The sequence below is a fragment of the Streptomyces sp. NPDC087420 genome (genome assembly GCF_044744165.1).
In the GTDB taxonomy this organism is placed as follows: domain Bacteria; phylum Actinomycetota; class Actinomycetes; order Streptomycetales; family Streptomycetaceae; genus Streptomyces.
On the sequence record NZ_JBIUXU010000017.1, the window covers coordinates 45775 to 72213 of the forward strand.

Genomic DNA, 26439 nt, shown 5'->3' on the forward strand with positions numbered 1-26439 from the left:
AACCGCGCGTTCAGGCCGTACGGACCACCAGCGCCGTCGCGATCGCCGCCAGGCCCTCGCCCCGGCCGGTGAAACCGAGCCCGTCGGAGGTCGCCGCGGAGACCGACACGGGCGCGCCGACCGCCGCGGAGAGGACCTTCTGGGCCTCTTCCCTGCGCTTGCCGATCTTCGGCCGGAGCCCGACGACCTGGACGGCGACGTTCCCGATCGTGAAGCCCTCGGCGCGGACGATCCTGGCGGCCTCCGTGAGGAGCGTGACGCCGGACGCCCCGGACCACTCGGGGCGCCCGGTGCCGAAGTGCGCGCCGAGGTCGCCGAGGCCCGCGGCGGAGAACAGGGCGTTGCAGGCCGCGTGGGCGACCACGTCCGCGTCCGAGTGCCCGGCGAGCCCCGGCCCCTCGTTCTCCCAGAGCAGGCCCGCGCACCACAGCTCGCGGCCCTCCTCGAAGGCGTGGATGTCCGTCCCGATGCCGACCTGCGGCAGGAGCGGGGGGACAGGCCCGGGCGGGGCAGTGGGTGCGGGCGGCGCCACGGGGTGCGGAGGCGCGGCGGGACGCGGCGGTACGGGTACGGGTCCGGGTACGTCAGAAGCCATCGTTGGCCCTCCTCCGGGCGAGAACCGCCTCGGCCAGCACCAGATCCAGCGGCCTGGTCACCTTGAACGCCTCCTCGTGGCCCGGGACGACCACGACGGGCGTGCCGAGCCGCTCGACCATACCGGCGCAGTCCGTCGCGCCCTCACCGACCGCCGCCACCGTGTGGTGCGCGCGCTCCAGCGTGGCCCGGTCGAAGCCCTGCGGGGTCTGTACGGCGCGCAGGGTGGCCCGCTCGGGCGTGGCGACGACCGGCTCCGGCTCGCCCTTCTCGCGGGGCTCGACCTGCTTGACGGTGTCCGCGAGGGGCAGCGCGGGCACCACGGCCGGCGCGCCGTCCCGTACGGCCTCGATGACGGCGTCCACGGTGTCGACGGGCACCAGCGGGCGGGCCGCGTCGTGGACGAGGACGGTGGTGATGCCCGGCGGCAGGGCGTCGAGGCCCAGCCGTACCGACTCCTGGCGGGTCTCACCGCCCGGCACCACGAGGTAGTCGGTCCGGGCGGGCAGCGCGTGCTCGTCCAGGAGGTGCTTGACCCCGGCGGCGCCGTCCGGCGGGGCGACCACGACGACGAGCGAGACCGCGCGGGAGGCGGCCATCGCGCGGACGGCATGGATCAGGATGGGCGTGCCGCCCAGGGTGCGGAGCGCCTTGGGGGCGCCCGGGCCGAGCCGCACGCCCCGGCCCGCGGCTGGGATCACCGCGGCGGTGCGGTGGGGGCTGGCTTCGTCTGACATCGGTTGCACTCCGGCAGGTTTGTGTCCTCGGCCGACATGGGTATGGCCAGAGCGTGCCGGGCGCGACGCCTTGACCGGCCCCTTCCGTGACGCGGTCGAGGCGAGCCGCACCCGGCGCGTGGGTGTGTGACCCCTCGCGTGGGTGGGTAGGCGCGTGCCAGGACAGGTGCGGGTGCACGGGGGATGAGTACCGGGTGTCGGACGGGATGCGGGTGTACGGGCATGCCGCAGCGCCCGGCGACGCAGCTTCTCGATCAGAGCTGGTCAGCGGGCACCACGGCATTCACTGCTGTTGAGCACGGTGCGGCTGAGCACGTTGTGGTGGAACAGGAGCCGCACGTTCAGGACGCGAGTACCTCGTCGAGCAGAGCCTCGGCCTTGTCTTCATTCGTGTTCTCCGCGAGAGCGAGCTCGCTCACAAGAATCTGCCGCGCCTTGGCGAGCATGCGCTTCTCACCTGCGGAGAGTCCGCGCTCACGCTCCCGACGCCACAGGTCGCGAACGACCTCGGCGACCTTGATCACATCACCGGAGGCGAGCTTCTCGAGATTTGCCTTGTAACGACGGGACCAGTTCGTCGGCTCTTCGGCGTACGGCGCTCTGAGCACCTCGAAGACCCGGTCCAGCCCTTCCTGACCGACCACGTCACGCACGCCGACGAACTCCGCATTGTCCGCCGGGACACGTACCGTCAAGTCGCCCTGGGCGACCTTGAGCACCAAGTAGGTCTTGTCCACGCCTTTGATCTGGCGAGTTTCGATGGCCTCGATCAGCGCGGCCCCGTGATGGGGATAGACCACGGTGTCGCCTACCTTGAACGTCATGTGACAGGTACCCCTTCCGTGGCTATCCAGGATAACACGAGAATGGCTCCTTCTGAATGGTGTTTTCGCAGGTCAGGGCGCATCTCGGGGCTTGACAACAGCGCCAGGGACGTGCTGCGGACGGCTTCCGGAACCGGGTATTCGCAGGTCGGAGCGGCTACGCGGGCGTGCGGAAACGCGCCCGTTACCGACCGCGCAACACCCCCCAGCGGGTACTAACGTCCCGATTTGCCTGATTCAAGACGGTGAACTTCCCGTACTCCGTTCGGCTGTCGATCACCTGTACGGCGGATTCTGAATTTGATCACCCCGACATCACCACGACTCCGCTGCGGTATTCCGGAGAATGTGCGGCGGCCGCGGCCGGAATTGATCACCGGCGTTATGTGAACAGCGCGCGAAACCACGTGATCGGCGGCGGGAACGGAGCGTCATGGACACGCCGATCGAATGCGGACGCGGGGCGCCGGCCCCGTACCGGTGCCCCCAGGGGGCGGGTCGGGTGCGGGGCGGTGTCGGCGCCTCGGTAACCTAAGCGCGCTGATACACCTTGAGCCGTCCTCGCCCCTCCGTCCCAACACGTCCTAGGAGTTGCCGCCGCCGTGAGCCGCAGCCTTCGACGCGGCACGTTCGCCGCTTCCGCCCTCGTGTTGTCGCTTGCCTCGCTCACCGCGTGTGGCGCGGGCAACAACGCCCAGACGCTCGGCGTCAAGCCGGACAGCGCCGCCACCTCCATCGGCGACATCACCATCCAGGCCGCCACGCTGGTCACCCAGCCCGAGCTCGACGCGAAGGGCCCGGCGGTCGTCACCGGCACCGTCTTCAACAACGGCCGCACCGCGCAGACCCTCGACTCCATCACGCTGCCGGGCACCGGCGCGACGGTGAAGCTCTCCCCCGCCAAGGGCAAGGGCCCGGTCACCGTGCCGCCCAACGGCGGTTCCGTACGGCTCGGGGGCGAGGGCAACGCCTCCGCGGTGATCGAGGACGGCCGCGAGGCCGCGCAGGACGGGAACGCCCAGCCGGTCGTCTTCTCGTTCAGCGACACCGGTGACGTGGGCCTGCGCGCCCTCGTCGTCCCCGCGACGAGCTTCTTCGAGGGCGTCGGCCCGAGCACGCAGCCGTCCCCGACCGCCTCGCCGTCGGCGTCGGAGTCGCCGGCCGCCGACGCGTCCGAGTCCCCGTCCGGTACGGAGTCGGGCTCCGCCTCGGAATCCGGTCAGCCGGAGTCGGGGCAGCCGTCGGACTCGGCGTCCGCGTCGAGCACGGCCGGCTAGGCCCGTACGTACGGACTACACAGCTGTGGCGCCCCACCCGGGCAGGGTGGGGCGCCACAGTTCACCGTGGACGGCTGGGCCTCGCGACCCGGGCCGGTCTACGGCTCGAACTTGTAGCCGAGGCCTCGTACCGTCACCAGGTATCTGGGAGCGCCCGGGTCCGGCTCGATCTTGGCGCGCAGCCGCTTGACGTGCACGTCGAGGGTCTTGGTGTCCCCCACGTAGTCCGCTCCCCAGACGCGGTCGATCAGCTGCATCCGGGTCAGGACCCGGCCCGCGTTGCGCAGGAGCATCTCCAGCAGGTCGAACTCCTTGAGCGGGAGGTCGACCTTGCCGCCGGAGACGGTGACGACGTGGCGGTCCACGTCCATCCGGACCGGACCGGCCTCCAGGGCCGCCGGCGTGACCTCCTCCGGCTCGCCCCTGCGGCGCAGCACCGCGCGGATGCGGGCCACCAGCTCCCGCGAGGAGAAGGGCTTGGTCACGTAGTCGTCGGCCCCTATTTCCAGGCCGACGACCTTGTCGATCTCACTGTCCTTGGCGGTGACCATGATCACCGGGACGTTGGACTTGCCGCGCAGCTGGCGGCAGACCTCGGTGCCGGGCAGGCCGGGCAGCATCAGGTCGAGGAGGACGAGGTCGGCGCCGTTGCGTTCGAACTCGTCGAGCCCCGCGGGCCCGGTGGTCGCGATCGCGACCTCGAAGCCTTCCTTGCGGAGCATGTAGGAAAGAGCGTCGCTGAAGGATTCCTCATCCTCGACGACGAGCACTCGGGTCACGGAAGGACCTCCGGGGCAGGAATCACGGTGGGTGAATCAAGGGAGAGACTGGTGTCGGTGTCGGTGTCGTAGGGGGCCTGGTCGTCATCGTCGTCCGTGGCGGGTTTTCTGTGGTCCCGTACGGTGCCCGCCTCGGGCAGCCTCAGGGTGAAGGTGGAGCCCTGACCCTCGGAGCTCCAGACCGTGACCTCACCGCCGTGCGAGGCGGCCACGTGTTTGACGATGGCGAGGCCGAGCCCCGTACCACCGGTGGCGCGGGAGCGTGCCGGGTCGACGCGGTAGAACCGCTCGAAGACCCGCTCGCGATCCTTCTCGGAGATGCCTATGCCCTGGTCGGTCACGGCTATCTCGATCAGGTCCCCGCCGGGAGCGCTCACCCTCTGCGCGGCGATGCCGACGCGGGTGCGGGCCGGGGAGTAGTTGACGGCGTTCTCGACGAGATTGCCCAGGGCCGCGGCGAGCTGGCCGCGATTGCCCCATACGTGCAGATCGACAGTACCTCCTGCGGCCATCGTGATCTGCTTCGTGGACGCCGCGTGCCGGGACCGGTCGATGGCCTCGGCGACGAGTTCGTCCACCCGTACCGGCTCGGCGTCCTCCAGCGGGTCGTCGTTCTGCACCCGGGAGAGGTCGATGAGTTCCTGTACGAGATTGGTGAGCCGGGTCGCCTCGATCTGCATCCGCCCGGCGAAGCGGGTGACCGCCTCGGGGTCGTCCGAAGCGTCCATGACGGCCTCGGAGAGCAGGGAGAGCGCGCCGGTGGGGGTCTTCAGCTCATGGCTGACGTTGGCGACGAAGTCGCGCCGTACCGCTTCGATACGGCGGGCCTCCGTGAGGTCCTCGACCAGGAGCAGCACCAGCCGGGAGCCGAGCGGGGCCACCCGGGCGGAGACCGCTAGGGCCTCGCCCCGGCCCGTACCGCGCCGGGGGAGATCCAGCTCCACCTGCCGTATCTCGCCGTCCCTGCGGGTGTCCCTGGCCATGTGGAGCATCGGCTCGACCGCGAGCTTGCCGCCCCTGACCAGCCCCAGCGCGTACGCCGCCGAGCTGGCCTTGACCACGGAGTCGCTCTCGTCGAGGACCACCGCGGAGGAGCGGAGTACGGAGAGGACCGTGTCGACCCCGGGGGGCAGTACGGCGTCCGTGTGCAGCGAGGTGCGGGTGGGTCTGGCCTGGTCGCGTTCGCTCCAGCGAAACGCCAGCATGGCGATCACGCCGGTGCACACCCCGGCGATCGCTGCCAATGCGGCGACTGCCGCGTTCACGTCCATGCGTCCCAGGTTATGCGCGGGTACGGACACTCTCCCAGCGCTCAAGGTGTCTCCTCGAACACTCGTCGCCCAGAGTTCACCGAGGGGATAGTGCCGGTTCACTTGGGAGGGAGGCGCCGGACGCGTAACGGACAGAACGTGGGACCGTGGGGCCCCGGCCCCGGCCCCCGGCGGCACGTGCGTGAGCACGTACCTACCCAGAGCATGTACAAGAGAGGGACTACCCCATGCGGGACGCGTACCACGAGGAACTGGACTCGATAGGCGAAGACCTCGTCGAGATGGCCCGGCTGGTCGGTTCCGCCATAGGGCGGGCCACCACGGCCATGCTGGACGCCGACCTGCGGCTCGCCGAGAGCGTGATCGCCGCGGACGACAAGGTCGACACGCTCCAGCACGACCTGGAGGCCAGGGCGATCGCCCTGCTGGCCCGGCAGCAGCCGGTCGCGACGGACCTGCGCATCGTGGTGACGTCGCTGCGCATGAGCGCCGACCTGGAGCGGGCGGGCGACCTGGCCCAGCACGTGGCCAAGCAGGCGCGTCTCCGCTTCCCGCAGTCGCCGGTGCCGCACGACCTGCACACCACGCTCCTGGAGATGGGGCAGCTGGCGCAGCGCCTGATGGCGAAGGCCGCCGAGGTCATCATCACGAAGGACGTCGAGCTGGCTCTGGAGCTGGAGCAGGACGACGACGAGATGGACCTGCTGCACCGGACGCTGTTCCAGCACCTGATGGACGACCGCTGGAAGCACGGCATCGAGACGGCGGTGGACGTGACGCTGCTGGGCCGGTACTACGAGCGGTTCGCGGACCACGCGGTGTCGGTGGCCAAGCGGGTCGTGTATCTGGTGACGGGCGAGCACGCGGACGAGATCCAGACGGCGGAGGCGCCCGTAGAGGGCGCGTAGCGCTCCTGCGCTGATGCGCTGCCGGTGCGCCGTTGATGCGCCCGCCGGGGTGGGCATGCAATGGGAAGAGGCGGCATCCGGTACGCCTTTGAGGAGGATCCCATGGCCGATTCCCCCACCACCGACCCGCAGCAGGAAGCGCCACCGGTTCCCAGGGCCCCCCACGAGGGGGTCGTGCACCTGCCGCTGCTCGGCGCGTGCGGCTGCGGCTCGGGCTGCGGCTGCGGTTGTCAGCAGGGCGCGCCGTGCCAGTGCGGCGGCTGAGGCTGTTTCACTGGTCCGTTCGTGTGTCTTGTCTGTCTTGTCTGTCTTGTCTGTCCAGGGGCCGTACCACCTCGTCGGGGTGGTACGGCCCCTCGGTCGTGAGGGGCAGCGCCATCAGCACGCGGTCCCCGTCGGGGCCGAAGTAGTCGTCGCGGTGGGCGACGGGGGTGAAGCCCAGGGACACGTACAGCTTGATGGCCCGGGCATTGGCGGGTTCGACGGTGAGCCAGACCTCGCCGACCCCCTCCGCGCGCAGCCGGCGCAGTACCTCGCCCATCAGCCACCGGCCGAGGCCGAGGCCCTGCCACTGCTGGTGTATGGCCAGGCCCAGCACCCAACTGCGGCTCTTGTCGGGCTTGGTGCCCGCGAGGACGTAGCCGTGGAAGGCGGTGCCGTCGTCGAGGACGAACAGCTCGTCGCGGTAGAGGTCGTAGAACTGCCGCAGGACGAAGTACGGGTAGGCCTGCTCCCGGAATATCTCCTTGTCCAGGCGGTGCAGTTCGGGCAGGTCCTCCTCGGTGACCGCTCTCAGCCGCAGGGGCCGGCCGTCGGGGCCGTCGGGGCCGTCGGGGCGCGTCGCGGCGGGGACGGTGCGGGGAAGACCGGTGACGGTGCGGGGCAGAGAGGTCATGCCGCTCCCTCGTGGCACTCGTACGGGTGACAACCGGACCAGCATCACCCGCCCGATCTGACCGTTCAAGGCGGGATCCGGACCGAAATGCGCGCATGCCGCAGCGCGCCCCTCGTGCGCCCTCGTTGACGTGCCGTCACCCCGGAGGGCCCGCGGCGGGGGACACGGAGGGAGCTGTGGCCCTACCATTGAATGATGGATCCGAGGTCGCCCGACGTCCCCGAAGTCACGGACGGGAAATCAACAGAGGCAGCGCGGGAAGCCGGGCAAGAGGCCGGACAGGAGCTGAATGCCGAGGCTTCCTGGGACTTGTTCGACTCCGCCGCCTACGTTGATCACAATTATCGCTTTCTACGGTCCGACGACGCGCAGATCCTGCACCTCGTCCGGGATCATTTCAGCGATTACTTCCGTTCCTTCCGTGAGAAATCCGGCGGTCCTGTCCTCGGGACCGGCGGTCCTGTCCTCGGGACCGGCGATCCCGTCCTCGGGACCGGCGATCCCGTCCTCGGGACCGGCGATCCCGTCCTCGGGATCGACGTCGGCGCGGGTGCCAACCTCTACCCCGCGCTCTCGATGCTCCCGTGGTGCGACACCATCACCCTCTTCGAGCGCTCCGCCGCCAACATCGCCTATCTCGAAGGCCAGCGGCCCCACTACGACACGCACTGGGACGAGTTCTGGGACGTGCTGCGCGGCCGGGACGCGTATCGCGAGCTGTCGGACCATGACGACCCGCGGGTCGTGTTCCGCAAGACCGTCGAGGTGGCACAGGGCGACCTCTTCTCCCTCGACCGGTTCCAGGGGCGGTGGTCCATGGGGACGATGTTCTTCGTCGCCGAGTCGATGTCGACGTCCCACCAGGAGTTCGAGACCGGCGTGGAGCGCTTCCTGCGCGCCCTGGAGCCGGGCGCGCCCTTCGCCGCCGCCTTCATGGAGGGCTCGCAGGGCTACAAGGTGGGCGAGCGGTTCTTCCCCGCGTGCAGTGTCACCGGTACGGAAATCAGGGCGGCCCTCGCCCCGTACGCGGAGGAGGATGTCACGATCACCCCCATCGGCATGCCGGGCGGCGCGCTGCGGCCCGGGTACGAAGGAATGATCGTGGCGTGCGGCCGGCGCAATTCCGTTCGGTGAATTCCGTTCGGTGAATTCCTGATCGCTTCCCGATGGACGGGGCGGGGCCTGAACGAGGGACCTGGGGACGCAGGAGGGACATGGGGATGCGGGAGGGATACGGGGATGCAGATCAAGCCACGCCAGCATCTGCTGGACATCTGGCAGGCAATTGCGCGCCATTCGTTCGAGGACGGTGAATGGGAGTGGGGCGAATGGGGCGGGAGAAGCAGTGTCGCGGATGCCGAACGGCTGCTCTGCCTCATGTATCCGGCCACCGAGATCCCGGCGTTCCGACTCGATGATCCGGACACGACGGAACGGGACGTCCAGGCCGCGCTGAAGAGCGTCGGCGGGCGTCTGGAGCTGCCCGGCAAGCTCGTCACGGTCCTCGCCGAGTTCATGCGGACACACGCGGCGGAGGACAAGAGGCCCAGCTTCTCGGGGGGTTACTACTTCATCTCCGGGGATCCTGAGCAGGACCTCACGCCGGAGCAGCGCGAACTGGGCGTCGTGGACGCCTTCTCCATGTCGATCACCCTCTCCCTCGCCACCCTCGGCTTCCTCAAGGTGTACGAGACGCGGACGCGCCGCGCCGAAGTACGGTCCCTGATCGACGAGTTGAAGGCCGCCACCGAGATCCGGCTCACCGCCGCGATGGTCAGCCTGCTGCGCTCGTTCACCGTCAACGTCTTCGACCCCGAGGAGGCCCAGGGCCGTACGCTCGGCAAGCTCCTCGGCCAGGGCCAGGTCTCGGAGCGGGTTGTCCTCCAGCAGTTCCAGCGCCGCTTCAAGGCGCTGCGCGCCACCGTCAGCGAGAGCTTCACCCTCGGTGTCGACGTCGCCGACCGCCTCAAGGACGACAACCAGCTCTTCGAGATCGGCTGGGCCTGGAGCCTGGTGAAGGACGCCCCGCCGGTGCAGACCGTCGAGCCGATCGGCCCGCAGCCCGACGGGGTCGCGGACCCCATCCCGTACCTGTACTTCACGGTGGTCGCCCTCGACGGCATCCAGGACCTGTTCTCCGACCGCACCCTCACGCTGGGCCTGCTCAACACCGAACAGCAGCGGCTGGCCGAGGCGTTACGACTGCGCTGGGAGGTCACCCAGCAGTACTGGTCGGGCATCGCCCGCTTCGGCGAGGGCAGTTGGCCGCTGGAGGACATCCCCTGGCGTACGACGGGACAGCGGCTGGAGTCCGAGTACTTCTCGCTCTCCGTCGCCGCCATCCTCGTCCAGGACCTGGTGCGCCGGCGCGCGACGGACGACGACCTCACCCGTACCGTCGGCATCATGGAGCGCCTCGCCGAACGGGGCCGTATCACCAGCCGCATGACCCAGAACGACTCCGCCATCGGGCTGCACCGGCCCGGCGTCCGGCTGCCGCTCCAGGGCAGCCAGCGCGTGGGGCCGCCGATGGAGTGGACGATGGGCGACTTCTCGGCGCAGCTGCTCAAGCGCAGCATCCAACTCTGCGCGCTGTCACGGAACATATCGGCGCACGACCGGCTGCTCCGCCTCGCCGAGCGGATCTTCGACCACGTGTGGACCCGGCGGATCAGGACCGGCGACGGGGCAGGACTGTGGGACCACATCCAGGCCGTGTATCCCGAAGCGCCGCCCGACGACGGCCCGTTGTCGTGGAACATCACCGAGCGCGTCACCGAGTGCATGGTGGCGGCGCGGCAGCTCTACACCCAGCCGCCGATCCGCAGCTCCGAACTGGCCACCCTGGCAGCCGCCTTGCTCAGCGAGGCCACCCACCTGCTCGGCAACGAGCAGCTGGAGCCGACCTCGCTCGCGGACAGCTCCCACGGCATCGCGCTCAAGAGCGTCGAGGTCAAACTGCGCCGCGCCCGGCTCATCCTCGACGACCAGCCCGGCACGGCCGTCGCGCTGACCCTGGACGTGCTGGGCGAACTGGACACCCTGGCCCTGGCCAGACATACCGCTTCCCGGGGAGTGTGAACGGTGCTCGTCTTCGCCGCCTCCGACAAGGGAGGCACCGGGCGTTCCGTCACCAGCGCCAACGTCGCCTACCGCAAGGCGCTCGCCGGGGACGACGTCTGCTACCTGGACTTCGACTTCGGCTCCCCCACGGCCGCCGCGGTCTTCGACGTGCCGGGCGCGGTGCGCGGCATCGAGCAGGGCGGCCTCCACTCGTACCTCCAGGGCAAGGCCACCGAGCCGGTACGGATCGACGTGTGGGCCGACACGGAGCACGAGGTGCTGCGCCACCGGCCCACCGGATCGGGCGGTCTGGTGCTGCTGCCCGGGGACCGCAGCGGGGGCGAATTCGCCGTCGGCAAGGACGCGTTGAGCCGGTGCGTGGATCTCTTCCTGCGGCTCAACAGCGAGTTCGACCTGATCGTGGTCGACCTGAGCGCGGGCCGCAGTTACGCGACGGACATGGTCCTCGAAGCCACCTCCCGGCCGGAGTTGAAGGACGTCGACGCCCGCTGGCTCATCTACCACCGCTGGACGCGGCAGCATGTGATCGCGGCCGCCGGGCTGGTGTTCGGCACGCGCGGCATCGTGGCCGGCGGCGTGGCCCGCGGGCACGACGAGGACCGGCTGCGGGGCAACATCCGGTTCGTACGGGCCGCCGTGCCGGACCCGGAGTCGGCGCTGTGGTCGCAGGTGCCGCCGGCCCAGTCCGCGTGGATGCGCAAGTGCGACCAGGACCTCAACAAGCTGGCGGCCGCGCTGGACATCGGGTTCAGCCGGGTGCTGGGGGCGGTGCCGCTGGAGCCGGTGCTCCAGTGGCGGGAGCAGTTGATCACCGACGAGGACGTGCTGGCGAGCCGGGTCGCGAACATGGAGACGCTGCAGGCGCTGGAGGACCTGGCGGCGCGGCTGACGGACGACGACGCGTGGGGGCAGACGTGAGGGACGGCGGGGCGGAGTCGGTTTCAGCGGTGGCTTCGGGCGCCGTCTTCCGGGAGACCGCCGCGGAACCCCGTACCCAATCCGTACCGCTCGCCCATGTCTCCCTGGAACTTGGCCACTTGTACATGGAGGACTTCGAAGCCGGTCCCGAGCGGCTGCGTGAGCACTTCGCGCGGGTACGGCCCTGGGCGGACGCGGTCCGCGCGTCCGCCGCGATGGGCGGCCGGCGGCCCAGGATCAGTACGTGTTTCCTCATCGACGACTACTTCACCCGCTTCTCCTCCCCCGCCGAACTCATCCCGATCCTCCTCGCGGAGGCCGGGAGCGCGGGGCTGACGATCGACTACCTGGCGCGTGAGTCCGGCTGCGCCGTGGCCGACGGGATCGCGGTCGCCGAGGCCGTGGAACACCGCCTCGTGGAGTCACCGCCCGCCGGCAGCGACGGTTCACGGCCGCCCGCCGGCGAGAGCGGCTGGCTCGCGAACGGCGAACGCGGGCCGGACACCGGGACGTTGGAGGCCATGGCCCAGGTCCCGTCCTGGGCGCCGCCCACCGAGACCGCGGCCCGGCGCCACTCCGTCTTCGTGGACGTCGAGATGTGGGACGACCGCGACAACCGCCGTACGTGGTCCTGTCCGTTCCTCGCCGCCGTCTGGCAGCTGGCCCGGCTCGGACTGCTGCGGCACCACGGCGAAGCCGTACTGCGGCCCCGGGAGTGGTCCGACGGCGAGGCGTTCCCGCGCCGGTGGGACGACCTGCCGCCGCTCGTCCAGCTCAACGCCTCGGCGGCGCCCTTCTCCGCGTACCGCACCGCCTCCGTACTGCCGTCCCGGTTCCTGGCCGTCGAGCACGCCGTCCGGGTCATCCTCGACCAGGTCGACGCGGACCGGGGCGCGCTGCGCCAGGTCGCCGAGCGCTCCGCGCGCGAGGGGCTGGCGGTCCCGGACGAGATCGCCGACCGCGCCTCCTACGTCTTCTACACGGGACCCTGAGATGGCCGCCCCGGGGGACGCCGTGGAGTGGGTGGTGATGTGCGGGGAGGTACGGACGGGCCTGCTCCAGCACGCACAGTCGCTACCCGGCGCCGCGGCCGCCGACCTGCTCCAACTGCGCGGCGACGAACGGGTCCTGGTCTCCGAACGCCCCAACGCCTACGCCCTGTCGCCGGACGTGCTCACCGGTGTGGACTGCCGGCTGCCCACGTCCTCCGGGGCGAAGGTCAGGGGAGCCGGGACCGTCGCGGCCCGCGCCGTACTCACCGGGGGCCGCGTCCTACAGTCCAGCGCAGTCTTCCGCTCCCCAACCTCCGGCCCGGACCAACGGCAGCCGTGGGGCCACTACTTGGCCCGGCCGGGCGTGATCGAGCCGTTCGGAAAACTCTCCGAGCGATCCGTGGCCGAGGGATTTCTACTCCCCACCCGCCGACCCGGCGAGCTGGATGTCGGGGCGATCTCGGAACGGTTGCTCAGCAGGCTCCTCAGGCATCAACTGCTCGACCAACGGGCACCCTTCAAGTCCCGGCGCACTCGGCTGCGTTGGGTCGCACTCCTGGCCCCCGACGGTGAGGGCCCTTCGATCGAACGCTTCACCCTTGCCGAGGACGGGCTGCGCACCGTGGAGCTGCGGCTGCCGGCGGGTACGGGATCCGCCGCCGCCACGGGACTCTGCGAGGACCTGGCCCTGCACGACTGGCTGCTCACGACTCTCGTACGGATGGTCGAGCGCAGCCGGCTCGGATCGGTGGACGGACGCGACGCGGTCATGGCACTGCGTCCGGCCGTCGACCACCTACTGCACCTGTGGATGCCGAAGGCTCGTGCGGACCGGGCGCTGGGCCCGCTGTGGGAGGTGTTGGAACGCGAACCGGGCTTCACCCGGCAGTGGCAGACCCTGGTCCAGCGGATCAGGGACCAACTGGCCCTACAGGCCATTTCCTTGCGGCACGACCCCGCCCTGACCATCCGCTGAGGGCCGGAGGCACGCCGCACGATCCCAACGGGGGGACTCGCACACATGGTCGTACAGACGGACGGATCGTCGAGAAGGCAGGGCTCGGGGAGCCCCCCCGTGCCGGGGCCGCTGGGCATCCCGCCGTTCCTGTTGAAGTCGCTGATCACGGCGTTCATCGGCGGGACGGCGTACTTACTCACGAACATCACCGATCAGCCGGAGGTGTGGAAGCTGACCGCCTCCATCTTCCTGGGGGGCGCGTCGCTGATCATCCAGTACATGATCGACTTCGAGCGGCGGCTGGGCGGGGTGGAGAACACGCTCACCGAGCACAACGCGGAGATGACGCGGCTGGTGGCACGCGGCTTCGCCCGTATCAACGAGGTCACGGAACTCTTCGGCCTGGTCGACCGCTCAGCGCTCCCCCCGGACGGGGTCACCCGCCTGGTCCGGAGCGCGACGCAGGTCGGTTCGAGCGCCCCCGCGATCATGCAGGCGTTCGCGCGGGAGGAGATCAGCCGCCTCACGACGCTGATGGAGAACCTCAACCAGAAACTGGTGGACTACGAGGGCGAGGACCACGACTGGATCGTGAGCCTGACCCACTGCGCCGCCCAGACGATCGACGCGACGAGCACGTCGGTGGACCGCGACTTCTGGCCGAGCGAACTGGGCCAGCGCTACCTACGGGCGCAGCGTGACGCGGTGAAGGAGCGCCAGGTCCGCATCCGCCGCCTGTTCATAGTAGAAACGCCGGACCACAACACCCCAGAACTCCAACAGTTCTGCGACAACCAGCAAAGCCTGGGCATCGAGGTCCGCATCCTGGCCCTGTCGGAACTCTCCCCGATCGCCCGCATGGACGAAACGAACGACTTCATCGTCTTCGACGAGTCCCTGTCGTACGAGATCGGCTTCGACCTACGAGGCGTCAACACCAAAACGATCATGGACCTGAGAGCAGACAGAGTAGCGAAGCGAGTCCAGCGCTTCAGGGCCCTGTGGGAGGCGGGCGAGTAACTGCTGCTACAACTCTGGCAACCGGTCATCGGGCGAGGGAGACCGTAGCTCCTCCAACCAATAAAGGGAGATCCGAAGATCGGTTGCCAGACCGCCGGCAATATAGGACTCGAAGTCGCGGAGCGCGGCGCCTATGCCCTGCCCCCACTTAACCTCGCTCTCATCCCAGGCGCTCCGGTTGTCGGACAGGTAACACGTCACCCGTCCGCGCTCGCTCCACCACTCCCGGACCGCTTCCGGTGTCCATCGCGAATCGCCGTCACAGCCGTATCCGAGGAGCGGGTCCTGGTCTGCCGCCTCGATCAGCAGAGCGGTGTCCGCTGGCGCCTTGGGCTGGCGGTAGACGTACTCGGTGAGGTACTCGCCGCCGTAAAGAACATGGTCAGGCGCCGAGACCCGCCCCGTCCAACAGGTGTCCGTCGCCCCATCGTAGAAGGGCCCCGGAACATTGAGCCACAGCCGGTCTTCTCCAACGCCCGGTAAATGCCAGGCGATCGTCACCGAGGCCAAGGGGTCGAAGTAGAGCGTCACCCGCCGAGGCTAGTCCATCCATTCGATCACCGTGCCCGACAGGCGTACGAGATGCTGAAGGTCCAGCCCCAAGCCCCGCGCCATTCGCAGACAACCCATGTCACTGAGCACGCACCGGGCAAGATGTCCTCATGACAAAGCTGCCCGTACGGCCGTCCCGCACCGGCTTCTCCGGTTCGGTGCTCTCGTTGTGGTCCAAGGACTCGGTCCTGTCGATCGGCTCAGTGGGCTCGGTCCTGTCCGTGGGTTCCGTAGGGTCGGCCCTGTCGATCGGCTCGATCGGAAGCGCCCTGTCGGTAGGCTCGATCGGCTCATCCCTGTCCCTGATCTCAACGGGCTCATGGCTGAGCACAGGCTCCCTGTTCTCCGCCCAGTCCCGCTGGTCGGTCCTATCCTGGCGCTCCTCCCGCAGTTTCCTAGCCGTGGGGGCGGTGGGCGCAGCGGCCGGGGGCGCCCTACTGATGGCCCAAATGCTGAACAAGGCCAGAACCGGCACCAAATAACCCTGATCAGCTTGAAAGGACGTTCCGCTCGGCGATCCAAGAACGAAATAAGTGCACACCAAAAGGCCGCTGCCCGAGTAAAACCGCAGGTAGCTCAGCTGCAGTACAGCAGTTGCCCGGACGGCGGGAGCGTGAAGCACGCGACTAGGTGTGGCCAGCCTTCACTCAACTGCCGTCAGCTGGGTCTTGCCAGTGCCAGGGCAGCGCTGGCGGCAGCCAGGGAGCGGTGTCATTGCGTTCAAGCACTGGCGCCCCGCAGTCATCCGGCAAATAGCTCCCGTCGATCACGGACTCAAGTGTGAACTGGACATAACGCACGTACCCGCGTGCGTCGCGAATCTGCCGCTCACGATGGCTTTGGCCGATGCCTCGATACCCAACATCGAAGCACAGCCGCACCAGGGCCCTGTACCGGGCACGGACACGGTCGTCTCCGATGGAGAGAAGGTCTGTTTGCATGCCCCGTCGGACCGAGTCGAGGGCCGCTGCGCAACGCTCACGAGCTTCCGGGCTCAACCGCGGTTCGTCCTGCGCAAGGTCTGGTAGCGATGGCAGCCATGCGTACAGCTCTGCGAGGCGCTCCAAGAGCCGCTGTGCAGCCTCGGCAGAGCGCTGTTGCGCCCACTGTCGACCGGCTAACGCGCTGGTGGCAGCTTCTTGAGAAGCCGCGAGACGGACTTGGGATTCGATTGCCCTACCGGTTTGCCAGCGTGCTACGTACACCGCAATGCCTCCGCCGGCCAACGTCCCTACGAGCGCACTGGCTATCTGACCTGCTAGATCCCCCCAGCTACCCATACCTCTCATCTTGGCTCACTGCGTGTACCCCAAACCCTTGACTGTCGAGCCTCTCGGCGCTGGCGGGGCCATTCGCTGGCGTGATATCGCGACGAGTGCCCGCAACTTCGGAAGCTGCGCGCATTCGAGGGCGATCTCGGTGTTTCCTAGGCGAATGACCATGGCATTGCCGAGCTCGCCCCTCTTCATCGTGGTTCCCTGCTGTTCCCGCTCCTGTGAACCGACCAGTTAAATCGCCCAGTAGCCGTGATGATCTTGAAGGTCGGGGTCGCGGGGCCATCGAATGCTGTGAGGACGGCGTCTCAGCCACGACGTCCCTGTCGGAGATCAAGCGGCTGAACGGCATGCGGGTGACGCTGGCGTCGACAGGGCTGGAGCGGGACAGTCGGGACCTCAAGTCCTGACAAGTGCGGGACTGCGCATGGCGAGCAAACTGCTCGGATAAGCACATTCTGAGGGGTGTTCATCAAATTTTCGGTTACGTTCCTGCTAGGTCTCATCGCGCAAGCATTAAGAGACCGAGTGAAGAGATAGTCAGGTGCGCTTTGGGAATAGCGGGCCAGCTGCGGGTCGCAGATACCGTGCGACCGGGGAGCTATATAGTGCACGAGCTACCGTATGTCGCGTAGTCACTCCGCCTCCCCACCACTCGCCCCAGTTTAGGACCAATCGCAATTCCAAGGGATCATGGGCATGAAAGAACCCGTCCGCCCAGGGCAGCGTTCACGTCCAATGCCACTTCTCCGTCCGGCCCAAGATCCGGTGAAACCCGGAACACAGCAAAAACTGCCTAGCCCCGCGGACGAACGTGAGCGTCGACATCCATCCTCGCCATCTAGCGATCATTCTGATCGGCACAGGAGATGGAGCACTCACGCTGCGGGCGGACGCACTCACCGAGATTGCGATCCAACAGACCCGCGATCGGCTCGACATTCACGTGCACTTCTGACGGCATCGAATCTGGTGGCCCCGTACAAGGAAAAGCCCCCTGCCCTGCGGAGAAGCCGCAAGCAGGGGGCCTGATCGTGCCAGGTTACTTCTTCTTGCCCTGGTTCTTTACCGCCTCGATCGCCGCCGCTGCCGCGTCCGCGTCCAGGTAGGTGCCCCCCGGCTTGACCGGGTGGAAGTCCGCGTCCAGGTCGTAAACCAGGGGGATGCCTGTGGGGATGTTCAGGCTCGCGATGTCGGCGTCTGAGATTCCGTCCAGGTGCTTGACCAGGCCGCGGAGGCTGTTGCCGTGGGCCGCGACCAGGACCGTGCGGCCTGTGAGGAGGTCGGGGACGATGCCGTCGTACCAGTACGGGAGCATGCGCTCCACCACGTCCTTGAGGCACTCCGTGCGCGGGCGGAGTTCGCTCGGGATGGTCGCGTAGCGGGGGTCGGCGCTCTGGGAGAACTCCGTGCCGTCCTCCAGGGCCGGCGGCGGGGTGTCGTACGAGCGGCGCCAGAGCATGAACTGCTCCTCGCCGAACTCGGCGAGCGTCTGCGCCTTGTCCTTGCCCTGGAGCGCGCCGTAGTGGCGTTCGTTCAGGCGCCAGGAACGCTGTACCGGGATCCAGGAGCGGTCCGCCGACTCCAGCGCGAGCTGGGCGGTGCGGATGGCGCGCTTCTGGAGGGAGGTGTGCAGTACGTCGGGCAGCAGGCCGGCGTCCTTGAGCAGCTCACCGCCGCGCACCGCCTCCTTCTCGCCCTTCTCCGTGAGGTTGACGTCCACCCAGCCGGTGAACAGGTTCTTGGCGTTCCATTCGCTCTCGCCGTGGCGGAGGAGGATCAATTTGTACGGTGCGTCGGCCATGTGGGAGAGCCTAATCGACCGCCTGGAGGGGCGTTCGGAGACCGTCTTGGTTTGGATGCTGCCGGGTATTGGGTGGCGTTCGGTTGGTGGGCGTCTGTAAGTTGCCAAGCGGTGATGAGACGCTTACCTGGTGGGGGGACGGTCGCGCTCGTACCCGCCGTAACACCTACCGCTTCACCGCCCCTGGGGGATGTCTCATGCCTGTCACCGGTCCCACCGCGATCGTGTCCGGTCTGAGGCGTGCCACCAGGGAGAGCGTCTCGGGGCTGCCCCGGGAGTTCTGGTGGCTGTGGACGAGCACCCTCGTCAACCGGCTCGGCGCCTTCGTCGCCACCTTCATGGCCCTCTACCTCACGATGGACCGCGGCTACTCGGCCTCGTACGCCGGACTCGTCGTCTCCCTCCACGGCCTCGGCGGAGTGGTCTCCTCGCTCGTCGCCGGGGTGATGACCGACCGGCTCGGGCGGCGGCCGACGATGCTGATCGCGCAGACCTCGACAGCCGCGTCGGTCGCGCTGCTGGGCTTCATGCACGATCCGCTGGCCATCGCGGGGGTCGCGTTCCTGGTCGGGATGACGTCCAACGCGTCCCGGCCGGCCGTCCAGGCGATGATGGCGGACATCGTCCGCCCCGAGGACCGCGTCCGGGCCTTCTCCCTCAACTACTGGGCGATCAACCTCGGCTTCGCGATCTCCTCCGCCGGGGCCGGCTTCGTAGCCGAGTACAGCTACCTCGCCGGATTTCTCGGGGAGGCTCTGCTGACGTTTGCCTGTGCGGTGGTCGTCTTTCTGAAGCTGCCCGAGTCCCGGCCCGAGCGGGTGAAGGTGCGGGAGGAGGGCGCTGCGGAGAAGTCCGTGGTTCCGGATGTCGGCATGGGGGCCGTGCTGCGCGATGGGCGGTTCATGAGCGTCGTCGGGCTGTCTTTTCTCGTCTCGCTCATCTTCATGCAGGGGTACGTGGCCCTCCCCGTGGCCATGGGCACGGACGGTTTCACCAGCGCCGACTACGGCCTGGCCATCGCCGTCAACGGCGTCCTGATCGTCGTGATGCAGATCCCGGTGACCCGCTTCATCGAACACCGCGACCCACGGCGCCTGCTGATCCTGTCCTCCCTGCTCGCGGGGTACGGCTTCGGCCTGACGGCCTTCGCGGACTCGATCGCCGTCTACGCCCTGACCGTCTGCGTCTGGAGCATGGCCGAGATCGTCAACGCGCCCACCCAGACAGGCCTGGTGGTACGGCTCTCCCCGGTGCACGGCCGAGGCCGCTACCAGGGCATGTACACGTTGTCCTGGGCCGCGTCCGCCCTGGTCGCCCCCTTGGTGGGCGGCTTCGTGATCGACCACTTCGGCGCGGTGTGGCTGTGGGGCGCGTGTGCGGTGCTGGGGACGGTGGCGGGGTTGGGGTACTGGCTGCTGATGCGGGGGTTGGGCGAAGAGAAAGGGGAGGGGGAGGGACAGGGCGAGGTGGTTGTGGGAGCTGGGGTGGAGGAGAGCGGGGAAAAGGAATCGTCGCCGGTGGTGCCGGCGGTGGTCGTGCCGTCGCCGATCAGCCCCTCGCTTGGCGACTAGTCGCCAAGTACTGGCGCCCTTCGACATTTCTTTCGATGATCGGAGGTGGACGGCCTGACCAACCGTCCGCCCCACCGCGCCGCCCGACCCCCTCGGCCGGGTCGGCGCGGTGTTCTGCTTTCTGTGGGGCTGATTACTGGTTGTACGAGTGGTCACGTACGGGGATCCGGTCGGTCCTCCGGGGCGGGGTCCTGCTCCCGTTCCGGCTTCGGTGAGAGGACCAGGCCCGCGGCTGTCACCCCGAGCGTCACCGCTATGAAGAGGAAGTCCCAGTACGGGCCGCAGTCGTCGGACGCTGTCATACGGGAGCGGACTTTGTCAGGGTGAACCAGACCGCCTTGGTAGTGGGCGAGCTACCACCGTGGATGGTGGCCCCCCACGCGTTCGCCAGCGTCTCTACGAGCAACAGCCCCTGACCGGAGGACCTTTCGTTCGCGGGGAGGGGACACGTGGGGTGTGGCCTCTGAGGTACGGGGAGAGCCCACGGCTTGTCGTCCGCGACGGACACGGTGACCTGCTTGCGGTTGATCGTCACGGTGACCCGGATGAGCTGGGTGCAGGTGTGCCGGTGCGCGTTGGTGACCACCTCGGTCACACACAACTGCGCGTCGTCGAGCAGGACGTCGTGCCTGCTGACCAGGAGGACAGAACCGACGAAGTCGCGGGCGATCTTCGGCGCGGAGGCCGTGTTGGGCACGGCCAGGCGGTAGGTTTCGCCGCCTTGTGTGGGTGGGGGTGAGGGCGCTAACGGGGTGGTGGTGAGGGTCATCTTCTGGTCTCCCAACGTCAGGGCGGCGGGACGCACCAAGGCGCGGTGATGCGGGTGCGCTTGGGGTGGTGGGTGGCCGCCGTGTGGCACTACTTGGACCATAGAGTAAATACATGCACCGGTACAAGTAGCTCCACGGATTTGCCCATAGCCGGTGGACCCGTGCACCGTTAGGCGCGAGACTGTGCGCAGACAGGGGAAGGTGACATGCCACCAAGGGACAATCCGACCGCCCGCCAGGCCCGCCTTGGTGGGGAGTTGCGGAAGCTGCGCGATCGCGCAGGCAAAACCGCTCGTGAGGCCGCCGGCCTGCTCTCGACGGACCAAGCCAGGATCAGCCACATCGAAGCGGGCCGCATCGGCATCAGCGAGGAGCGGATTCGCAAGCTGGCCGTCTTCTACGCTTGCAGCGACACAGCATTGATCGACGCTTTGTGCGATATTACGCGCGAGCATCGTGGGCAGTATTGGTGGGACGAATATCGCGGCGTCCTTCTGCCCGGCTTCTTGAACGTTGCCGAACTTGAACACCACGCGTCATACCTGCGATATCTGCAACCAGTCACTTTTCCCGGGATCCTCCAGACGGAGGACCACGCCCACGCGCTCTTCAACAGCGCTCTCCCCAAACTCCCCGCCAACGAGGTACAGGCGCGGGTGGAGCACCGCATGCGACGGCAGTCGATCCTTGACCGCGACAGCCCTCCGGACGTCGAGGCGATTGTCCACGAGGCAGCGCTGCGCATGCGGGTCGGCGGGCGGAAGGTCGCCCGACGGCAGCTCGAACACCTCATACAGATGTCGGAACGGCCGGACATCATGCTGCGGATCATCCCGTTCACCAGCGAGGAATTCTTCCACCTGACCCAGACCGTCCTCTACGCGGGCGGCGTCGTGCCGCAGCTCGATACGGTTCAGATTGACAACACGTACGACGGCCGTCTCCTCGATGCCGTCGCAGAGTTGGAGAAGCACCGAACGCTGTTCGACTTTGCCGAGCAGGCTTCTTTGGAGCCTGCTGAGTCGCGCAGCTTCATCCATCACATCGCACGAGAACTGTGAGACACCGAGGCATGAGCGCACAGATCAACTGGCAGAAATCCTCGTTCTCCGATGCGGGGGCACAATGCGTCGAGGTTGGAGAACGCGAAGGCGCGATCGTAATGCGCGAGAGTGACGATCCGAACGTCGTTGCGACGACCAGCCGGGCCAAATTTGCAGCCTTCATCGCGGGAGTCAAGGCTGGGGAGTTCGACCACTTCGCCAACTGACCCTCCCCCACCCGCAACAAGAGCCCCTCGCACCCAGCGGGGGGCTCTTGGCATATGCATTCGCCTGAACTTGCACCGGTACACACTTGTCAACTTCCACTTAGTGACGCTACGGTCGCTGTGCGTCGTCACTGCGGGCGGGCTCCTCGGCAGGGGCCTGTCCGGAGCCTGCGCAACTCTCCCTGCCCCCGTGCGTAGTTGGGGAGAGGACACAAGGGTTGCCCCTGCTCGCCGTTCTTCATGCCGGCGGCGAGCAGGGGTCAACTCTGGCCCGCGCCGGTACGCCAGGAGGTACCCGCCATGCACGACCATCCCTCCGCCACCGCGCGTTCTGGTGCGAGCAGATCACCTACAACTCGCTGCACGGCGACGACATTTCCCAGATCTCCCGGCACTCAGCCACCAACCCCGCCGAGGCCATTCGCCACATCCGCGTGACCGTGCGTTCCCTCGCGTCCGTTCTGCCTCGCATCGAGCGGCAGCGCGCGCTGAGTTGGATCGACGACGGAGGATGCCTGGGAGCGATCGCCGCGCTGCACCGCAACGAGCCTTGCGGCTTCTCGCTCAGCCACCAAGAGCAGTGGATCGAGTGGACTGTTCACCCTTACTTGCGCTTCGACGTGCCAGAGGAACCGCGGCTGCGGTTGGTACCGTTGAGCCCGAGTCTTGCTTGTCGTTGAGGGGCGGGTGCGGGTTCGGACCGAGGGGTAGTCAGGGGCACCCGGCACCAAATGAGACGGGTGGGGCCGCCCCTGTTGTTGATTGTCGCGGGTCCGGTCCGGGCGTCAAGGGCGCTCCTACGTCGCGTCGGCTACGCCGATTACGCTGCGCTCCACCCTTGACCCCCGGCCCGGACCCGCAAGTGCAGGCAGAGGGGGGGCGGCCCGGGGGAGGGTCCCCCGGGGGCCAGTCTGTTGTCGGGGTTTCGTCGCGGGCTGCCGCTTTCGACGGGGTTTTGCGCACCACTTGAATGGGGCGGTGACGAGCCGTCTCGGCGGCTGCCACGCCGTCTGTTGGCCAGCGCACAAGCACCGTGTCTGAGCTGAGTGGGTGGTGGGGCAGATGCGACTGCTGAAGCGGCCGACAGGACTGTTTCTGCGGGTTGTGTGCTCTCAGATCAAATCGACGAAACAGGGGACACAAGAACGGCCAGCGATGGCGACGGGCGCAGGCGGATGTCAGGCTTTCGCGCTGACGGCTGCGGTCAGCTCGCGTACACCCGTTGCGCGGGCGTGATGTGTCTGTAGTTCGGTGACCATACGTCGGATCGCGGGGCGGTCGCGGACTTCGTCCGGCGCGACACGTACGGCGGACAGTAGTTCGGAGGCTGTCTGCTCGGGCTTTCCCCATTGCCACCACGCTCGGGCGAGATCAGTATGCATGCGCCCTTTGCGCTCAGCCGTCCTGAACTGACCTGGGTGAAGACCACGGCCCGCTTCGATGGCGGCCCCGGCGTCTCCGAGAGCCCAGTGGACACCGACGGCGTACAGGTCGACAGCGGCTGGGGTGATGGGGAAGAGCCGTCCGGCGGGAGGCTTGCCCGGGAGATCGCGCGCCGCTCGCGCGGCATCTTGGATCATGGCGAGCGCTTGGTTGCGGTCACCGGCAACTGCTGCCGTGTAAGAGGTCGTGCAGAGCATTTGTACGTAGGCGGACGCTTGTGCGTCGGTTGTCAGACCGGTGGCCTCGACCAGGGAGACAACACCCATGATGTGGCGTTGGGCGTTGCTCGGCTGGCCCTGGTGGCGCAGTACGGCGCTGAGTTCGCGCGCGGCGGCGGCTGCTGCGAGAGGGGAGCCGGACCACTCCGCGTACAGGGTGGCCCGGTCGGCAGTCAGCCGTGACCGGTCGTACCGGCCGACTTTTGTCAGGACCTGCGCGGCGAGACTGTAAGTCGCGGACAGACGGCTGAGCGGGATTTCCTGGCGCGTACGGGCGGCGTGATGTGCGTCGGCCAGCAGGCTTGGTAGTGCCTTGAGGAGGACGGCGTTCTGTCCGGCGTCGAAGCGGGAGCGCGCAGCTGCCAGCCGCCTGTCCAGTGGGATGGTTGACCCGGTGGGATCCGGCGTGGCTGCCAGCGCGTCGTCCAGGCAGCTCAGGAGCGTGGTCGGGGCGGTGAGACCGGCGGCGGCGAGCAGTGTGCGGCGGCGCATCGGGTCCTCCTGGGCGCAGCGTGGCCTGTCCGGCGCAACAGTAGTAGGTGGAGGGAGGCTCGACGCGCCTAACCCGAGAGACGCCACCAGAACGTGTGGTGGCACGCCCACCTCACCGGCGGCGTGCCGCAGGAGAGTGAGGTCCGCATGCCGCGCCCGGGTCTCCAGACGGGAGACTGTGGATGCGGAACAGCCGATACGGGCCCCGAGGTCCGCCTGCCGCCATCCGCGCACTTCCCGACCCACACGCACCAGGCCGCCGGCGTCCTGACGGTCCATGAGCATACGAACTTGGCTGGAACTCCACAGCGGATCGATGCTCACCGGGCCTCCGACGTGTCGACGTGCCGGGACGGGTCCTCTATCTCACGGTAAAGGCCCGAGCACAGGCTGTACACGGTGTGTGCATCATCTGCAACCGGCATGCGCACCGGGACAACCGATCACTGGTGGCGGGCTTGTCGCGGTTTCGTATGGGCAGTGCGGTCCCGCTCCGAACGGCGGGGCCCTGACATCCGGAGGACAGCATGACGACAGCAGTTGGGACCCGCGTCCGAGATCCGCGGGACTATGTGAAACCCGAGGTCTGGGACCGTGAGATCCAGCTCCTCATGCGGGACCATCCCTTCGACGAGGTGATGGCCGAGCGCTTGTTCGGCGCGGCCGTCTCGTACCTGATCACCGCCATCGACAAGTGGGGCCAAGGCTTGGAGATGTGCTGCGGCCGACTGGTCGACACCGCGGTGCACGTCTTCATCCTGGACACGAGGAACTATCGCGAGTGGTGCGCTGCGCACTTCGACGGTCGGTTCCTGGAGCACATCCCGGAGATCGACTTCAAGTTCGACGGATCCGTCGAGCGCACCGCACAGATCATCGCCGAGAACGGATTTGCGGTCGACTGGAAGCTGTGGGAGCGGGACTACGCGAAATGTGGTCCGTGCCGGCCCGGGGAGAACTGTCACTGACCGGTGAATCGCGCCTGTGAGCCGGTCCGGTGGCGAGTCTGGCTGCTGGGCCGGGGCAGTTCTCATGGGGATGAAAATGTGTGATCCCGATCTGTGCGTGAGGCCGTCGTAGGTACGGTGTCCAGCTTGATGGTCACCGTCTTTCGAGGAGATTCATGCCCCGCGCGTCGACCAACCTGCCTGAGTACTGGGACTCCTACAAGCCGCACCGTGGGGAAGGTGAACAGGCCGCTCCCGCAGCCGGTGCTTTTGAGTGGACCCAGTACGAAGGGCATGGGCCGGGGCGGGAGTTCATGGGGAGTCCCCGGACCGTGCTGGAGCTGGGGTCTGCCGAGGGGAAGGAAGCCGTTCACCTCGCCCGTGAGGGAATCAGTGTCACGGCGGTGGACTTTTCGGCCGTGCAGGTCGCGCGGGCTCGGCGGTGGTGGGGTGGTATTCCGGGGCTCACCCTTGTCGAGGGTGAGGCGTGTGACTACCTCACCCGGACCGAGGCTACTTACGACGCCATCTTCTCGATCTGGGGAGCTGTGTGGTTCACCGATCCCGACGATCTGATTCCGCTGATCGCCAAGCGCCTTTCGCCGGGCGGTTGTCTGGCGTTCTCCCAGGCCGAGGCGATCCACGGCTACTACGGCCCCCAACCCATGTACGGCAATGGCCTCGCCGGGCGCAAGCTCACCCTCCTGCGGTGGTCCTACACCCCCGAATGGTGGGCCGACCTCCTCAAACGCCATGGCTTCCGCGACATCAACGCCGAAGTGCTCGCCGCGCCGGACCCGGTGAACGTCGGCACCCTGATGGTGCGGGCCCGTACCCCCGCGTAGTCGGCGTCAGCGCGCCGATCGTCCCAATCGTCAGCACACCAGTGGCAGCAACACCGTATCCAGGACGTCCTACCGGCCCGCTGGACGACGGCGTCCACGGTGAAACTGGGCGGTCGGTGGTCGGTGGCAGTCCCCGCTGTCACCGCCGTCGCCGTACCGCTGTGCCTGCTGCTGCCCGGCCGGCCCAGGCCGCAGGCCGCCCCCGCTCCAGCCCCCGCTCCAGCCCCCGCCGCGGAGAAGACCGGAGCCGCCGTGACTGACCAGTCAGGGCGCTGAGCTCCGGTACGGGGTGCGCAGACCGTCCACGAGGACCGCGACCATGCGTTGGTTGTACTCGGGTCCCTGACCGGGCACCGGCACGCACAGGTTGGCGATGGCGTGGATCAGGTCGAGAGCGCTGACGTCGTCCCGTACGACTCCGGCCGCCGCCGCCGCGTCCAGCAGAGCCGCGAGAGCGGGGCCGACCTTCTCCAGGAAGTAGCCGGGCAGGGCCGCGTAGGCCGGATCGCCCGAGTGGAGGGCCGGGGCCAGCCCTCGCTTCGTACCCAGGAACTCGGTGAACCGGCGCAGCCACTCCGTCAGCGCCTCCCACGGCTCGTGTACGGCGCTGAGCCGCGGCCCCGCCGCCGCGCACGCGTCGATGCCGGTCTCCACCACCGCCTTGACCAGGTCCGACCGCAGCGGGAAGTGCCGGTAGAGGGTCCCGACGCCGACGCCGGCCAGGTCGCCGATCTCCTTGGCGGGCGCGTCGACGCCGGACGTGTCGAAGACGGTCCTCGCGGCGTTGATCAGGGCGTCCACGTTGCGCTGCGCGTCCGCGCGGATGCGGCGGGGCGGCGCGGGGTTCTCACGTACGGCCTTCTCACGTACGGCCTTCTCGGGTACGGCCTTCTCGCTCACAGTCCTCGGTCCCTCCGGTTGCATAACCGGAAAGTCTTTCCGTATAGTTCTGTTCTGGAAAGGCTTTCCGTTTAGCTACAGAGTAGGGCACCCGGC

28 protein-coding genes are annotated in these 26439 nt (G+C 68.1%); 16 read left to right on the forward strand and 12 right to left on the reverse strand.

Annotated elements, in window-relative coordinates:
* Positions 1-10: 10 nt before the first annotated feature.
* The 3 genes from ispF to ACIO1C_RS31195 all read right to left on the reverse strand — a co-directional run bounded on the left by ispF (position 11) and on the right by ACIO1C_RS31195 (position 2155).
* A complete protein-coding gene (gene ispF, locus ACIO1C_RS31185) occupies positions 11-595 on the reverse strand; it encodes a 2-C-methyl-D-erythritol 2,4-cyclodiphosphate synthase (RefSeq protein ID WP_401869797.1) in 585 nt (194 codons plus the stop codon).
* Positions 585-1331: a 2-C-methyl-D-erythritol 4-phosphate cytidylyltransferase gene (gene ispD, locus ACIO1C_RS31190; protein ID WP_161309252.1), complete on the reverse strand. Its 747-nt coding sequence runs from the start codon at positions 1329-1331 to the stop codon at positions 585-587. The genes ispF and ispD overlap by 11 nt, the downstream gene beginning before the upstream one ends.
* Before the next feature lie 341 nt (positions 1332-1672).
* Positions 1673-2155, reverse strand: coding sequence for a CarD family transcriptional regulator (locus tag ACIO1C_RS31195; protein ID WP_006380568.1), 483 nt, complete (start codon positions 2153-2155; stop codon positions 1673-1675).
* 602 nt (positions 2156-2757) lie between these two features.
* Between ACIO1C_RS31195 and ACIO1C_RS31200 the strand changes: the two genes are divergently transcribed.
* Positions 2758-3432, forward strand: coding sequence for a DUF461 domain-containing protein (locus ACIO1C_RS31200; RefSeq protein WP_401869800.1), 675 nt, complete (start codon positions 2758-2760; stop codon positions 3430-3432).
* A gap of 98 nt (positions 3433-3530) precedes the next feature.
* Here the strand turns inward: ACIO1C_RS31200 and ACIO1C_RS31205 are convergent, their stop codons facing one another.
* Both ACIO1C_RS31205 and ACIO1C_RS31210 read right to left on the reverse strand, forming a co-directional pair.
* A complete protein-coding gene (locus tag ACIO1C_RS31205; RefSeq protein ID WP_030353388.1) occupies positions 3531-4211 on the reverse strand; it encodes a response regulator transcription factor in 681 nt (226 codons plus the stop codon).
* On the reverse strand, positions 4208-5482 hold the full coding sequence (locus tag ACIO1C_RS31210; protein WP_401869803.1) for a sensor histidine kinase: 1275 nt from the start codon (positions 5480-5482) through the stop codon (positions 4208-4210). Before ACIO1C_RS31210 ends, ACIO1C_RS31205 begins: the two co-directional genes overlap by 4 nt.
* Positions 5483-5709: 227 nt before the next feature.
* Here ACIO1C_RS31210 and phoU point away from each other — a divergent pair, with 227 nt between their 5' ends.
* Positions 5710-6390, forward strand: coding sequence for a phosphate signaling complex protein PhoU (gene phoU, locus ACIO1C_RS31215; RefSeq protein ID WP_401869805.1), 681 nt, complete (start codon positions 5710-5712; stop codon positions 6388-6390).
* A gap of 271 nt (positions 6391-6661) precedes the next feature.
* Here the strand turns inward: phoU and ACIO1C_RS31220 are convergent, their stop codons facing one another.
* Positions 6662-7285, reverse strand: a complete 624-nt coding sequence (locus ACIO1C_RS31220; RefSeq protein ID WP_401869808.1) for a GNAT family N-acetyltransferase — start codon at positions 7283-7285, stop codon at positions 6662-6664.
* Positions 7286-7570: 285 nt separating this feature from the next.
* On the opposite strand from ACIO1C_RS31220, the gene ACIO1C_RS31225 reads away from it, so the two are divergent.
* The 6 genes from ACIO1C_RS31225 (at position 7571) to ACIO1C_RS31250 (ending at position 14257) form a co-directional block, all read left to right on the forward strand.
* Positions 7571-8419, forward strand: coding sequence for an SCO2525 family SAM-dependent methyltransferase (locus ACIO1C_RS31225; protein ID WP_401870089.1), 849 nt, complete (start codon positions 7571-7573; stop codon positions 8417-8419).
* 105 nt (positions 8420-8524) lie between these two features.
* The gene (locus ACIO1C_RS31230) at positions 8525-10366 is read left to right on the forward strand and encodes an SCO2524 family protein (RefSeq protein ID WP_401869811.1); all 1842 of its coding nucleotides are present in this window, start codon (positions 8525-8527) and stop codon (positions 10364-10366) included.
* Between the two features lie 3 nt (positions 10367-10369).
* Positions 10370-11287, forward strand: coding sequence for an SCO2523 family variant P-loop protein (locus ACIO1C_RS31235; protein WP_401869814.1), 918 nt, complete (start codon positions 10370-10372; stop codon positions 11285-11287).
* Between the two features lie 29 nt (positions 11288-11316).
* Positions 11317-12279, forward strand: coding sequence for an SCO2522 family protein (locus ACIO1C_RS31240; RefSeq protein WP_401869817.1), 963 nt, complete (start codon positions 11317-11319; stop codon positions 12277-12279).
* Position 12280: 1 nt separating this feature from the next.
* Complete coding sequence (locus ACIO1C_RS31245; RefSeq protein ID WP_401869818.1) at positions 12281-13255, forward strand: SCO2521 family protein; 975 nt, start codon at positions 12281-12283, stop codon at positions 13253-13255.
* Between the two features lie 99 nt (positions 13256-13354).
* Positions 13355-14257: a DUF6879 family protein gene (locus ACIO1C_RS31250; protein ID WP_401869820.1), complete on the forward strand. Its 903-nt coding sequence runs from the start codon at positions 13355-13357 to the stop codon at positions 14255-14257.
* A gap of 6 nt (positions 14258-14263) precedes the next feature.
* On the opposite strand, the gene ACIO1C_RS31255 is transcribed toward ACIO1C_RS31250, so the two are convergent.
* Positions 14264-14788 (reverse strand): ferredoxin, encoded by a 525-nt coding sequence (locus tag ACIO1C_RS31255; protein WP_401869823.1) that lies wholly within the window; start codon positions 14786-14788, stop codon positions 14264-14266.
* A gap of 131 nt (positions 14789-14919) precedes the next feature.
* Here ACIO1C_RS31255 and ACIO1C_RS31260 point away from each other — a divergent pair, with 131 nt between their 5' ends.
* Together ACIO1C_RS31260 and ACIO1C_RS31265 are read left to right on the forward strand one after the other, a co-directional pair.
* Positions 14920-15291, forward strand: coding sequence for a hypothetical protein (locus ACIO1C_RS31260; RefSeq protein ID WP_401869826.1), 372 nt, complete (start codon positions 14920-14922; stop codon positions 15289-15291).
* Positions 15292-16897: 1606 nt separating this feature from the next.
* Positions 16898-17041 carry a hypothetical protein gene (locus tag ACIO1C_RS31265; protein WP_401869828.1) on the forward strand — a complete coding sequence of 48 codons (144 nt, stop codon included), beginning with the start codon at positions 16898-16900 and terminating at the stop codon, positions 17039-17041.
* Between the two features lie 84 nt (positions 17042-17125).
* On the opposite strand, the gene ACIO1C_RS31270 is transcribed toward ACIO1C_RS31265, so the two are convergent.
* The gene (locus tag ACIO1C_RS31270; protein ID WP_401869830.1) at positions 17126-17887 is read right to left on the reverse strand and encodes a phosphoglyceromutase; all 762 of its coding nucleotides are present in this window, start codon (positions 17885-17887) and stop codon (positions 17126-17128) included.
* Positions 17888-18084: 197 nt separating this feature from the next.
* Here ACIO1C_RS31270 and ACIO1C_RS31275 point away from each other — a divergent pair, with 197 nt between their 5' ends.
* Complete coding sequence (locus ACIO1C_RS31275) at positions 18085-19458, forward strand: MDR family MFS transporter (RefSeq protein ID WP_401869833.1); 1374 nt, start codon at positions 18085-18087, stop codon at positions 19456-19458.
* A 152-nt stretch (positions 19459-19610) separates the two neighbouring features.
* Here the strand turns inward: ACIO1C_RS31275 and ACIO1C_RS31280 are convergent, their stop codons facing one another.
* A complete protein-coding gene (locus tag ACIO1C_RS31280) occupies positions 19611-19760 on the reverse strand; it encodes a hypothetical protein (RefSeq protein WP_401869835.1) in 150 nt (49 codons plus the stop codon).
* Entirely contained in the window at positions 19757-20155 is a 399-nt protein-coding gene (locus ACIO1C_RS31285) for an ATP-binding protein (RefSeq protein WP_401869838.1), read from the reverse strand. The genes ACIO1C_RS31280 and ACIO1C_RS31285 overlap by 4 nt, the downstream gene beginning before the upstream one ends.
* 279 nt (positions 20156-20434) lie before the next feature.
* On the opposite strand from ACIO1C_RS31285, the gene ACIO1C_RS31290 reads away from it, so the two are divergent.
* From ACIO1C_RS31290 to ACIO1C_RS31300, 3 genes are all read left to right on the forward strand, one after another.
* Complete coding sequence (locus ACIO1C_RS31290) at positions 20435-21289, forward strand: helix-turn-helix domain-containing protein (protein WP_401869840.1); 855 nt, start codon at positions 20435-20437, stop codon at positions 21287-21289.
* An 11-nt stretch (positions 21290-21300) separates the two neighbouring features.
* On the forward strand, positions 21301-21498 hold the full coding sequence (locus tag ACIO1C_RS31295) for a DUF397 domain-containing protein (RefSeq protein ID WP_401869843.1): 198 nt from the start codon (positions 21301-21303) through the stop codon (positions 21496-21498).
* 218 nt (positions 21499-21716) lie between these two features.
* Complete coding sequence (locus ACIO1C_RS31300) at positions 21717-22178, forward strand: hypothetical protein (protein ID WP_401869846.1); 462 nt, start codon at positions 21717-21719, stop codon at positions 22176-22178.
* Between the two features lie 498 nt (positions 22179-22676).
* Here the strand turns inward: ACIO1C_RS31300 and ACIO1C_RS31305 are convergent, their stop codons facing one another.
* Complete coding sequence (locus tag ACIO1C_RS31305; RefSeq protein ID WP_401870092.1) at positions 22677-23936, reverse strand: helix-turn-helix domain-containing protein; 1260 nt, start codon at positions 23934-23936, stop codon at positions 22677-22679.
* Positions 23937-24178: 242 nt separating this feature from the next.
* On the opposite strand from ACIO1C_RS31305, the gene ACIO1C_RS31310 reads away from it, so the two are divergent.
* Both ACIO1C_RS31310 and ACIO1C_RS31315 read left to right on the forward strand, forming a co-directional pair.
* Positions 24179-24619 carry a hypothetical protein gene (locus tag ACIO1C_RS31310; protein ID WP_401869849.1) on the forward strand — a complete coding sequence of 147 codons (441 nt, stop codon included), beginning with the start codon at positions 24179-24181 and terminating at the stop codon, positions 24617-24619.
* Between the two features lie 155 nt (positions 24620-24774).
* Entirely contained in the window at positions 24775-25443 is a 669-nt protein-coding gene (locus ACIO1C_RS31315) for a class I SAM-dependent DNA methyltransferase (RefSeq protein ID WP_401869852.1), read from the forward strand.
* A gap of 264 nt (positions 25444-25707) precedes the next feature.
* Here ACIO1C_RS31315 and ACIO1C_RS31320 read toward each other — a convergent pair whose 3' ends face one another.
* Positions 25708-26343 (reverse strand): TetR/AcrR family transcriptional regulator, encoded by a 636-nt coding sequence (locus ACIO1C_RS31320; protein WP_401869855.1) that lies wholly within the window; start codon positions 26341-26343, stop codon positions 25708-25710.
* Positions 26344-26439: the final 96 nt, after the last annotated feature.

What these genes read in the sequence shown, in the direction of transcription:
- ACIO1C_RS31310 (WP_401869849.1), top strand. Translation starts at nt 24,179, where the DNA reads ATGACGACAGCAGTTGGGACCCGCGTCCGAGATCCGCGGGACTATGTG.
- ACIO1C_RS31260 (WP_401869826.1), top strand. Translation starts at nt 14,920, where the DNA reads ATGACAAAGCTGCCCGTACGGCCGTCCCGCACCGGCTTCTCCGGTTCG.
- ACIO1C_RS31280 (WP_401869835.1), bottom strand. Translation starts at nt 19,760, where the DNA reads ATGACAGCGTCCGACGACTGCGGCCCGTACTGGGACTTCCTCTTCATA.
- ACIO1C_RS31270 (WP_401869830.1), bottom strand. Translation starts at nt 17,887, where the DNA reads ATGGCCGACGCACCGTACAAATTGATCCTCCTCCGCCACGGCGAGAGC.
- ACIO1C_RS31245 (WP_401869818.1), top strand. Translation starts at nt 12,281, where the DNA reads ATGGCCGCCCCGGGGGACGCCGTGGAGTGGGTGGTGATGTGCGGGGAG.
- ACIO1C_RS31230 (WP_401869811.1), top strand. Translation starts at nt 8,525, where the DNA reads ATGCAGATCAAGCCACGCCAGCATCTGCTGGACATCTGGCAGGCAATT.
- ACIO1C_RS31305 (WP_401870092.1), bottom strand. Translation starts at nt 23,936, where the DNA reads ATGCTCATGGACCGTCAGGACGCCGGCGGCCTGGTGCGTGTGGGTCGG.
- ACIO1C_RS31290 (WP_401869840.1), top strand. Translation starts at nt 20,435, where the DNA reads ATGCCACCAAGGGACAATCCGACCGCCCGCCAGGCCCGCCTTGGTGGG.
- ispD (WP_161309252.1), bottom strand. Translation starts at nt 1,331, where the DNA reads ATGTCAGACGAAGCCAGCCCCCACCGCACCGCCGCGGTGATCCCAGCC.
- ispF (WP_401869797.1), bottom strand. Translation starts at nt 595, where the DNA reads ATGGCTTCTGACGTACCCGGACCCGTACCCGTACCGCCGCGTCCCGCC.
- ACIO1C_RS31210 (WP_401869803.1), bottom strand. Translation starts at nt 5,482, where the DNA reads ATGGACGTGAACGCGGCAGTCGCCGCATTGGCAGCGATCGCCGGGGTG.
- ACIO1C_RS31315 (WP_401869852.1), top strand. Translation starts at nt 24,775, where the DNA reads ATGCCCCGCGCGTCGACCAACCTGCCTGAGTACTGGGACTCCTACAAG.
- ACIO1C_RS31295 (WP_401869843.1), top strand. Translation starts at nt 21,301, where the DNA reads ATGAGCGCACAGATCAACTGGCAGAAATCCTCGTTCTCCGATGCGGGG.
- phoU (WP_401869805.1), top strand. Translation starts at nt 5,710, where the DNA reads ATGCGGGACGCGTACCACGAGGAACTGGACTCGATAGGCGAAGACCTC.
- ACIO1C_RS31195 (WP_006380568.1), bottom strand. Translation starts at nt 2,155, where the DNA reads ATGACGTTCAAGGTAGGCGACACCGTGGTCTATCCCCATCACGGGGCC.
- ACIO1C_RS31275 (WP_401869833.1), top strand. Translation starts at nt 18,085, where the DNA reads ATGCCTGTCACCGGTCCCACCGCGATCGTGTCCGGTCTGAGGCGTGCC.
- ACIO1C_RS31220 (WP_401869808.1), bottom strand. Translation starts at nt 7,285, where the DNA reads ATGACCTCTCTGCCCCGCACCGTCACCGGTCTTCCCCGCACCGTCCCC.